We start from the raw sequence: 10,967 nt of genomic DNA on the forward strand, positions 1-10,967 counted from the left end.
ATTAAAATCTTAATAATTCGATTAATAGTGGCATTTACCGCATTCTAAACCTCCCATTTGCGCTGCAGTCAATTTCTCTACACCGTATTTTTTAGAAAGTTCAGCATGAATTTTATCATAGTAAGCATTTCCTTCCATCTTAACATCAGTTTTTCTATGGCAATCAATACACCATCCCATTGTTAATTTAGAATATTGCTTCATGATCTCAAATTCTTGTACCGGACCATGACAAGTCTGACACTCTATTCCCGCAACAGAAACGTGTTGAGAGTGATTGAAATATACAAAATCAGGAAGATTGTGAATACGAACCCATTTTACAGGCTGTGTTTTTCCAGTATATGCTTGTTTAGCTTTATCCCAACCAACAGCATCGTATAATTTTTGAATTTGAGCATCATAGAACGCTTTGCTGTACTCAGGAGTAGCAGTGCTTTCGGCAACTTCAGAAATATTTTTATGACAGTTCATACAAACATTCAAAGAAGGAATACCTGCAGTTTTACTAACGCGAGCAGCAGAGTGACAATATTTACAGTTGATTTCATTGTCTCCAGCGTGAATTTTGTGAGAATAGTGAATTGGCTGAATTGGCTCATAGTTTTGATCTACACCAACTTGCATTAAATATCCATACACAAAGTAACCACTAGCCAACAATAAGAAAATTGAAGTTACTAAAACCAAGAATTGATTTCTAGCAAATGCTTTCCAAATTGGCAATCTACCCTCTTTTGGAGCAACCACAATACCATTATTACTTGCTACTTTAGTTAACACTTTGTTCACCATGAACAACATTACAACCAAAATAGCCATTACAAGAGCAAGAGCTCCTAAAATAACATTATTAGAAATAGCACCACTTTCTACAGCTGTACCTGGAGGCGTTGCAGCTCCACCAGCTGGAGTCGCAGCAGCTTCAACTTTTTTCTCAGACGTATATGCAATAATATTATCGATATCACCTTCAGATAATTGAGGAAAAGGAGTCATTACAGACTTGTTGTTTTCTTCAAAAAGCTTAACAGCAGCAGCATCTCCTGATTTAATCATATCAGAACTGTTGTGCACCCACTTGTAAATCCAAGCCATTTCATGCCTTTCAGCAACTCCTCTTAACGCAGGACCTGTAGCTTTGGCATCTAATTTGTGACATGCAGCGCAATTTGCATTAAATAGTTCTTTCCCTTTTGCTGGATCACCACCCGTAGTTGCCGCTGGAGCAGCAGCCGCAGGCGCCGCCGGAGCAGCAGCTTGAGCAAATGAAGTTAGGGAGAAAATAAACGTTAGCGATAAGCTAAGCAGCAATTTTCTTGAGATCGAATTATGGTTACCCACCTTTTTCATATAGTATAATAATTATCTACTAATTTTTTGGTATGATTTTTACTGTAACAAATAGTAAAAAACGAATACCCTCTTTTAAAACTTGCACAAAAATACGACTTATGAACTATTCTCAAAACCTTAAAATAGTCTTAAATATCAATTTATATCAATTCTAAATAATATTAAAATTTTCCATACAAACTTTAAATACTATTTTTGCATAAAAACCATCACATTATGAGAATTTTAACCCCTTCAAAAAGCATTTTCTTAACATTGACAACCTTCATGTTAACCTATAACATTCATGCACAAGATCAAAATTTAACAGTAAATCAAGACCCAAAATTTGAGCAGTTACTAAATGAGAAACGCAAAATTAACACATCAATAAGTACAAACGACACATATAGGATTCAAATTTTCAGCGGGAAAAGCGAAGAAGCAAAAAAGACGCTATCAGATTTCAAAAGAGAATATAGCAATATTGACGGAACAATAATTTTTAATACGCCAAATTACAAAGTAATCGTTGGAAATTTCAAAACTAGAATTGAAGCAGAGCGAAATCTAGCCGACATAAAAAACAGATACAAAAGCGTCTTTTTACTTAAACCCGGCAAATAAAATAACTGATTAACAAAAAAAGCGAGATTGAATCTCGCTTTTTTTGTATTTATATTTGAAAAACAATAAGGCAACCCCAAATCACTTAGACTAATTAACCACCTTAATTCCATTAGCCACAAATCTTATTTCTTCTTTCGGGGCGGTAATTGTATTGATTTCAACTTGTGATTTTTTAGCGTCTTTCGCATAATGCTTCAGCTCGTCAACAGGGGTTATTTTTTTCTCAGCATCTCCCTCTAAAACAACATTTTTACCCTTTAAAGCTATTGGAACAAAAAAAGCATAATCTTTCATTTTCACAAAGAAAGAAGAACCGTTTTCTGTTTTGATTGTTAGCCAACATCCTCTTTTTTCACAAACATCAGTCACAATACCTTTAACCGCTACATTTTCCAACTTTTTCTGATTCGCAAATTTACCTTCTAGCTTTTCCACTGAAATTGCATTACTTGTAATAACATTTGAAACATCGGCACCATAGTAGTCGCCCACTAGAGCATTGCCAGATGGAGGAACATTTTTCTCAACAGCTTCTTGAGAAAAAGACCAGGTAAAAACGCCTAGAAAAAGAACTATCGTGTATATTATTTTTTTCATCTTTAATATCATTTTATTCAAAAATAATAAATTTTAAACAAGTTTAAATTTCTGTTGATACCTACGTTTCCATAAAGTACGAACATAAAAAAAAGCCTCAATGAAAATTGAGGCTTTTAAATTATAGCAATTGAGAATTATTTCAATTTCTTTTTGATTGCAACTTCATGATAAGCTTCAATAACATCTCTTTCTTCGATATCATTAAATCCTTTAATTTGAATACCGCAATCATATCCTTTTGTTACTTCTTTAACATCGTCTTTGAATCGTTTTAAAGCAACTAATTCACCTGTATGAACAACAACACCGTCTCTAATAACTCTAATCTTAGAGGTTCTCAAGATTTTTCCATCTGTCACCATACAACCAGCAATTGATCCTACTTTAGAAATTTTAAAAATCTCACGAATTTCAGCAGTTCCTAAAACTTCTTCTTTCATTTCAGGAGCCAACATTCCTTCCATTGCATCTTTCAAATCATCGATAGCCGCATAAATAATAGAATAGTAACGGATATCAATTTCTTCTTTATCCGCAAGTTGTCTAGCATTTCCAGCAGGACGAACATTAAACCCAATAATAATTGCATCAGATGCAGAAGCCAAGTTAACATCAGTCTCCGTAATTGCACCAACACCTTTATGGATAATATTAATTTGAACTTCTTCTGTAGAAAGTTTAGAGAACGAATCAGACAACGCTTCAACAGATCCATCCACGTCTCCTTTAAGGATTACGTTCAATTCTTTAAACTGACCAAGAGCGATACGGCGTCCAATCTCATCTAGAGTAATATGTCTTTGAGTACGTACAGATTGTTCACGCATTAACTGAGAACGTTTAGATGCAATTTGTTTTGCTTCTTTTTCATCTTCAAAAACATTGAATTTATCACCCGCTGTAGCAGCTCCATCCAAACCTAAAACAGACACTGGAGTCGAAGGTCCTGCTTCTAAAACAGTATGCCCTCTTTCATCATGCATCGCTTTAACTTTTCCGTGGTGTTTTCCAGCCAGCATATAATCTCCAATTTTCAAAGTACCTTGCTGTACTAAAATTGTAGAAACGTATCCTTTACCTTTATCTAAGAAAGCTTCGACTACAGTTCCTTGAGCTGCTTTATTAGGATTTGCTTTCAAATCTAAAATTTCAGCTTCTAGCAAAACTTTCTCCAATAATTCTTTCACACCTAATCCTGTTTTTGCAGAAATATCATGCGATTGAATTTTACCTCCCCAATCTTCAACAAGTAAATTCATACCTGCCAATCTTTCTTTAATTTTATCAGGGTTAGCATTTGGCTTATCAACTTTATTAATTGCAAAGATAATTGGCACATTTGCTGCTTGAGCATGACTGATTGCCTCTTTTGTTTGTGGCATGATATCATCATCCGCAGCAATTACAATAATAGCAATATCGGTAACTTGCGCTCCACGTGCACGCATCGCGGTAAACGCCTCGTGACCTGGAGTATCTAAAAACGCAATTTTTTGACCATTATCTAGTGTTACTCCATAAGCTCCAATGTGCTGTGTAATACCTCCAGATTCACCAGCGATAACATTTTCTTTACGAATATAATCCAGCAAAGATGTTTTACCGTGATCAACGTGTCCCATTACCGTAACAATTGGCGCTCTTGTAACTAAATCTTCTTCTCTATCTTCAACTACTGCAATAGCCTCTTCGATATCGACAGTGATAAACTCAACTTCATAACCAAACTCATCAGCAACAATAGTTAATGTCTCAGCATCTAAACGCTGGTTCATTGTAACCATGATTCCAAGAGACATACAAGTTCCGATTACTTTTGTAATTGGCACATCCATCATGATAGCAATTTCACCAACCGTAACGAACTCAGTAACTTTAATTGTTTTACTTCCTTCGTCAAGTGCTCTTTGCTCATCATCAGATTTCTGACGGTGCGTTTCTCTTTTATCTCTTCTGTATTTAGCAGCTTTAGATTTACCACCTTTACCTTGAAGTTTTTCAAGAGTTTCTCTAATTTGGTTTTTTACTTCCTCTTCAGTTGGCTCAACTTTAGCAACAATTGCAGGACGGTTTCCTTTTACAAAACCAGGTCTTGAACTTCTGTTGGCATTAAAGCCTCCGCCTCCAGTGTTTGGAGTAATTTTATTAGGATTTGGTGTTCCTGGCGCATTACCTGTTGCAGGTTTTGGCGCACCTGGCGCACCCGGTTTAGGAGCAATTCTTTTACGCTTATTTTTATTCGCGTTATTGTTATTTCCTGCCCCTGGAACTCCCGGTTTATTAGGAGTGATTTTTGGATCTTCTTTTTTCTTCTTAGGCTTATTAAATTGAGATAAATCAATTGTTTGCCCTGTAAGAGTAGTTCCAGATAATTTTTGATATTGCGTAGTGATAGTTTCTTCGGCAGTAGCAGGATCTGTTGAAACAATAGGCTCCTGTGCTGTTTTAGAGCTTTCACTTTTTACTTCTTTTTTCTCAGTAATAATAGGCTTTTCAACCTTTTTTTCTTCAGAAGAAACTACAGGAGCAACAGGCTCAGGCTGTACATTTTCTTTTTCAACAGGTTTTTCTGGTTGAGCAGGAGTAACAGCAACTTTTGGCTCACTAGTTTTAACTGGTTCTTCAACAGGTGCAGAAAAAGCAGGTTTCTTTGGGTTCAAATCAATTTTACCAACTTGAACAGGCCCGCTTACAACAGCTCTCGCTTTTATGATTTCTTGTTGCTTCTGGCGTTCCTCATCTTGTCTGCGTTTGTCTTCAATTTCTTTTTCACGTTCAACACGCAATGCTTCTTTTTCTTTTCTTTTCTCTTCTCCTACCTCTTTTGAAGCTTCCTTATTCCCCTTATCGCCCGCAAATTGGCTCTGCAGAATATTAAATTCACTGTCAGAAATTTTAGCGTTTGGATTTGCATCAATAGCAATTCCCTTATCTTTTAGATAATCAACAGCTCTTTCTAACGAGATATTTAATTCCCTTAAAACCTTGTTTATTCTTATTACTCTCTCTTCAGACATATAACCTTTTTATTATTACCTTTTTCGTTGTGTTGTTAGAGCAGATATTCAGCTAGTTTCTAGCTGTCAAACTCTTCTTTTAGTATCTTCATAACGTCTAGAATTGTTTCCTCTTCTAAATCCGTTCTTCTTACTAAATCTTCTACTTCTTGTTTTAAAATACTTTTTGCAGTATCTAAACCTATTTTAGCAAATTCTTCGATAACCCATTCTTCGATTTCATCAGAGAACTCAGTTAATTCAACATCGTCCTCATCTGCAACTGTACCAGCAACATCGCCTTCGCGAATAACATCCAACTCATAACCAGTCAACTGACCAGCTAATTTAATGTTGTGTCCACCTCTACCAATTGCCTTAGAAACCTCTTCTAATTTCAAGAACACTTCAGCTCTTTTGTTTTCTTCGTCGATTTTGATTGAAGAAACTTTTGCAGGGCTTAAAGCTCTTGTAATAAACAACTGAATGTTGTTTGTATAATTAATTACGTCGATATTTTCATTTCCTAACTCACGAACAATTCCATGAATACGAGAACCTTTCATACCAACACAAGCTCCAACTGGATCAATTCTGTCATCATATGAATCTACAGCTACTTTTGCTTTTTCACCAGGAATACGCACTACATTTTTAACTGTGATCAATCCGTCGAAAACTTCAGGAATTTCTTGTTCAAATAATTTTTCCAAAAACTTCTCAGAAGTTCTAGACATAATAATTTGAGGTTTGTTTCCTTTTAACTCAACGCTTTCAATGATACCGCGAACATTATCTCCTTTACGGAAAAAGTCAGACGGGATTTGTTTTTCTTTCGGAAGTACAATTTCGTTTCCTTCGTCATCAACCAAGATAACTACTCTAGGACGCACGTGGTGTACTTCTGCAGTGTAAATATCACCGATAATATCTTTAAATTGTTTGTAAAGATTTGTATTATCATGTTCGTGAATTTTAGATATTAAGTTTTGACGCAAAGCCAAAATAGCTCTTCTTCCTAAATCAATCAATTTAACCTCTTCAGAAACCTCTTCACCAATTTCAAAATCCGCTTCAATCATTCTTGCTTCAGTCAAAGTAATCTCTTCGTTTTCAAAATCCAGATCTTCATCAGCAACAATTACTCTTCTTCTCCAAATCTCCATATCTCCTTTATCAGGATTTATAATGATATCGAAGTTTTCATCAGAACCGTATTTTTTCTTCAATGCATTTCTAAACACGTCCTCTAAAATTGCCATAAGCGTTACACGATCAATAAGTTTATTATCTTTAAACTCTGAGAATGAATCGATTAATGCTAAATTTTCCATGCGAATTCTTTAATTAAAATGTTACTGTAACAACTGCCTCTTTAATTTCTGTATAAGGTATTTGTTGCTCTTTTTGAACTGTTTCTTTTCCTTTTCCTACTTTTTTTGGTTCTCTTGCTTTCCAAGACAAAATTATAAAAACATCGTTAGCTTCTACCAACTCTGCCTCAATTTTTTCAGTATTTGTAGTAACAATCAGCGTTCTACCAATATTTTTCTTGTATTGTCTTATCATTTTTAAAGGAGACCCTACTCCAACAGATGCTACTTCAAGAGAAAAATCCTGTTCTTCACGATCTAGATTATTCTCAATCGCACGACTGATATCAATGCAATCTTGTAGCGCCACTCCATTATCTCCGTCTAAACCAACACTAATTTTAAAAGAATCTGAAACAGTCAAATCAATCAAAAAGACTGATGGCTTTTCCAGAAGAGCTTCGTCAATTAATTTGTTTACTTTTTCTTTAAATGTCATAATTTTATAAAAAGAGGGGACATTTAGTCCCCTCATTATTTAGATTTTAATAAATAACGATGCAAATATAGTGATTTTTTTATAAATCAAATAAATTGATTGCTCTAAAAATATTTCTTATCTTTATAGTAGCATTAAATAACAGAGTACCCAAATAATTTAACCTCAAAGATTATGAAACGAATTCTAGTTCCTACTGATTTTTCAGAACATGCTGAAGATGCCTTAAAAGTTGCCTCGCAAATTGCTAAAAAAAATGATTCCGAAATCATAATTTTACACATGCTCGAGCTGCCAAACCAAATGAATGATGCTATTCTTGGCGGAACAAGCATTCCAGAAACTATGCTCTTCATGAAAAAGGCAAATGAAATGCTTGACGAAATATCATCAAGACCTTATTTGGACGGAATTTCTGTGACTGAAATTGTAAAAATGGACAAACCAATTCACGGAATCAAGCAAGTGAGCCAAGATTACGAAGTTGACTTAATCATTATGGGATCACATGGCTCTTCTGGCGTTGAGGAACTTTTAATAGGCTCTAATACTGAAAAAGTAGTGCGGAATTCTGAAATTCCAGTTCTGGTAATCAAAAAAGACATTTCTAATTTTAAAGTTGATGACATTGTTTTTGCTTCTGATTTTTCCGAAGAAACCAAAGCTCCTTTTGAAAAATTGCTCAACTTCGTCAAATTCTTTAACTCAAAAATTCATCTTGTCACAATTTGTACTCCAAACAGCTTCAAACCAACTCACGTTGTCCAGAAAGCAATGGACGAATTTGTAACTCATTTCAATATTCCTAATTACTCAACCCATATATACAATGACACTAATATCGAAAAAGGAATCATCAACTTTTCCAACAGTGTAAATGCCGATATTATTGGAATGTGCACTCATGGCCGAACTGGATTTGCACACTTTTTCAATGGAAGCATCAGCGAAGGATTAGTAAATCACGCTGTTAGACCTGTCATTACAGTAAAGATCTAAAAAAAAATAGAAATTTATTTTTCACAAAATCGCCTTTTGAGTAAAAGGCGATTTTTTTATGCATTCAACTTTAAAAAATGAGCTTTTCAACAAAGTTAGATTGAGCTTTCCAACAAAGTCAAACAGCTCCTTAATTCTGAAATTTGTCAAATAAAAATTCATTAAATCATATATCATGAAAACAATAGACAAAATTTACATTAACGGAGAATTTGTTTCACCAAAAGGGACAGAATATTTTGACCTTATCAGCCCAACAACAAATGAAAAGCTGGGAAAAGTTCGCTTAGGAAATACCGAAGACACTCAAAACGCAATCGAAGCCGCTAAAATTGCTTTTAAAACTTTTTCTAAAACTTCAATTCCAGAAAGAATTCAATATCTAAAAAACATCCAGACTTCTATTGAAAAAAGAAAAACAGACTTCATCAATATAATGATTGAAGAATATGGAGGCACTTTTCAATTTGCCTCTATAAGCTACGAATACATGCTAAAAAGTTTTGACTCCGCAATCAGCTTATTAAACTCATATGACTTCATCAAAACAATGGGAGAATCCGAAGTTCAAATGACACCGCTTGGCGTAGTAGGAATCATAATCCCATGGAATTCAAGCAACGGCTTTATCTGTAGTAAATTATCGACTGCAATAGTAGCAGGATGCACAACCGTAATCAAACCAAGCGAAATGAGCGCTCAACAAACGCAACTAATGATAGAATGCCTACACGACGCAAAACTCCCAAAAGGGTTAGTAAATATCGTTAACGGTTTGGGCGAAATTGTAGGCGCAGAAATCAGTCGTAATCCTGACATTGCAAAAATTTCTTTTACAGGCTCCACAATTACCGGAAAAACCATTGCAAAAGAGGCTGTCAACACAATGAAACGTGTCACTCTTGAACTTGGAGGAAAATCCCCAAATATCATTTTAGACGATGCTGATTTTTCAAAAGCTATTCCGCTTGCTGTAAGCGCAGCGTTTATGAACAGCGGACAAGCCTGTATAGCCGGAACAAGATTATTGATCCCTGAAAAAAAGCTAGAAGAAACCAAAATCCTAATTAAAGAAACCATTTCAAACATAATTGTTGGAGATCCCAAAAACCCAACTACCGCAGTGGGCCCAATGGTAAACACAAAACAATTTAATCGAGTTCAAGATTACATTCAACTCGGAATTAATGAAGGTGCCGAAATTTTAATCGGAGGATTAGGAAAACCCGAAGGTTTAGAAAAAGGAAATTTTGTTAAACCAACCGTTTTTGTAAATGCTAACAATCAAATGCGTATTGCCAGAGAAGAAATATTTGGCCCCGTATTAACCATCATAACTTACAAAACAGATGATGAAGCAGTTGAAATTGCAAACGACACCACTTACGGATTACAAGCTTATGTAAGTTCATCAAATAATAAAAGAGCCCACAATATCGCTTCGCAAATTAATGCTGGACGCGTTCAAATAAACGGAATCGGACATGATCCATTAGCTCCTTTTGGCGGATTCAAGCAATCTGGAATTGGTCGAGAATTTGGAACAATTGGACTTGAAGCTTATTTAGAGCCAAAAGCACTGATTCAGCCAAAATAATCAATTAAGATCCGGAATTCTTTTCTTCAAAAAATTTTCCGGATCTTTTAGTAATTTTACGATATGACAACAAAAGCAAATCCGAAACCAAAAATACTTTACTCCTGCTATTACGCACGCAGTCGAGAAGGCGAACATTTTATTCCAGAACATGTTTTTAGCTATCAAATTTCAGGAGAAATGATAGCTTCGGACAGCAAAAATACCTATCACACAAAAGCCGGAGATTTTCGTTTCAGCAAAAGAAACCACTTAGCAAAATTCACAAAAATCCCACCAGAAGATGGAGAATTCAAAACAATTTCTCTTTTCTTAGATCAGGAAATACTGCGCGAAATAAGCAAAGAATACGATTTTAAAATCAACAAAAAAACGGATTCAGAAGCAATGATTATTCTAGCTACCAATCCACTTTACAAATCTTTTATGGAATCATTGATTTCCTATCTTGAAGTAGAACAAGAAAACAATGAAGCTTTATTTAATTTAAAAATAAAAGAAGCCGTCCATCTTCTCCTTAAAGTAAATCCAGAACTTAAAGACATTTTATTTGATTTTAATGAACCCGGAAAAATTGACATTGAAGCTTTTATGAATAAAAATTTTCATTTTAATGTTCACCTTCACCGTTTCGCTTATTTAACAGGACGAAGTTTAGCAACATTCAAAAGAGATTTTCAGAAAACATTTCAGCAGACGCCCGGAAAATGGTTATTAAACAAAAGACTTCAAGAAGCTTATTATTTGATTAGTCAAGGTAATCCTCCATCAGAAGTATATATAGGCGTTGGCTTTGAAGACCTGTCTCATTTTTCATTTTCTTTCAAAAAGAAATTTGGAATAGTTCCTTCTTCTTTAAATCACAAATAAAAACACGAGCTTGAATTTATCCCATAAAAAAAAGCTTCTCAGAAATGAGAAGCTTTTTATGTTGGTCTACTAGGACTCGAACCTAGAAAGACGGCACCAAAAACCGTAGTGTTACCATTACACCATAG

At 34.9% G+C, this 10,967-nt stretch carries 9 protein-coding genes; 4 read left to right on the top strand and 5 right to left on the bottom strand.

Annotation, left to right across the window (positions count from 1 at the left end; all coding sequences use genetic code 11):
- Positions 1 to 21 precede the first annotated feature (21 nt).
- On the bottom strand, positions 22 to 1,353 hold the full coding sequence (locus FND99_RS19650) for a c-type cytochrome (protein WP_144339631.1): 1,332 nt from the start codon (positions 1,351 to 1,353) through the stop codon (positions 22 to 24).
- Positions 1,354 to 1,572: 219 nt separating this feature from the next.
- Here FND99_RS19650 and FND99_RS19655 point away from each other — a divergent pair, with 219 nt between their 5' ends.
- Entirely contained in the window at positions 1,573 to 1,962 is a 390-nt protein-coding gene (locus tag FND99_RS19655; protein WP_144339632.1) for an SPOR domain-containing protein, read from the top strand.
- Between the two features lie 90 nt (positions 1,963 to 2,052).
- On the opposite strand, the gene FND99_RS19660 is transcribed toward FND99_RS19655, so the two are convergent.
- The 4 genes from FND99_RS19660 to rimP all read right to left on the bottom strand — a co-directional run bounded on the left by FND99_RS19660 (position 2,053) and on the right by rimP (position 7,373).
- Entirely contained in the window at positions 2,053 to 2,562 is a 510-nt protein-coding gene (locus FND99_RS19660) for a DUF4920 domain-containing protein (RefSeq protein WP_144339633.1), read from the bottom strand.
- Between the two features lie 137 nt (positions 2,563 to 2,699).
- A complete protein-coding gene (gene infB / locus FND99_RS19665; RefSeq protein WP_144339634.1) occupies positions 2,700 to 5,582 on the bottom strand; it encodes a translation initiation factor IF-2 in 2,883 nt (960 codons plus the stop codon).
- Positions 5,583 to 5,641: 59 nt separating this feature from the next.
- Positions 5,642 to 6,895, bottom strand: coding sequence for a transcription termination factor NusA (gene nusA / locus FND99_RS19670; RefSeq protein WP_133526433.1), 1,254 nt, complete (start codon positions 6,893 to 6,895; stop codon positions 5,642 to 5,644).
- 13 nt (positions 6,896 to 6,908) lie between these two features.
- Entirely contained in the window at positions 6,909 to 7,373 is a 465-nt protein-coding gene (gene rimP, locus FND99_RS19675; protein WP_162615578.1) for a ribosome assembly cofactor RimP, read from the bottom strand.
- A gap of 174 nt (positions 7,374 to 7,547) precedes the next feature.
- Here rimP and FND99_RS19680 point away from each other — a divergent pair, with 174 nt between their 5' ends.
- The 3 genes from FND99_RS19680 to FND99_RS19690 all read left to right on the top strand — a co-directional run bounded on the left by FND99_RS19680 (position 7,548) and on the right by FND99_RS19690 (position 10,839).
- Complete coding sequence (locus tag FND99_RS19680) at positions 7,548 to 8,372, top strand: universal stress protein (RefSeq protein WP_144339636.1); 825 nt, start codon at positions 7,548 to 7,550, stop codon at positions 8,370 to 8,372.
- 175 nt (positions 8,373 to 8,547) lie between these two features.
- On the top strand, positions 8,548 to 9,969 hold the full coding sequence (locus FND99_RS19685; RefSeq protein ID WP_144339637.1) for an aldehyde dehydrogenase family protein: 1,422 nt from the start codon (positions 8,548 to 8,550) through the stop codon (positions 9,967 to 9,969).
- A gap of 63 nt (positions 9,970 to 10,032) precedes the next feature.
- Positions 10,033 to 10,839 (top strand): helix-turn-helix domain-containing protein, encoded by an 807-nt coding sequence (locus FND99_RS19690; protein ID WP_144339638.1) that lies wholly within the window; start codon positions 10,033 to 10,035, stop codon positions 10,837 to 10,839.
- The last annotated feature ends 128 nt before the right edge of the window (positions 10,840 to 10,967 follow it).

The organism is Flavobacterium daemonense, from assembly GCF_007341385.1.
GTDB classification, from domain to species: domain Bacteria; phylum Bacteroidota; class Bacteroidia; order Flavobacteriales; family Flavobacteriaceae; genus Flavobacterium; species Flavobacterium daemonense.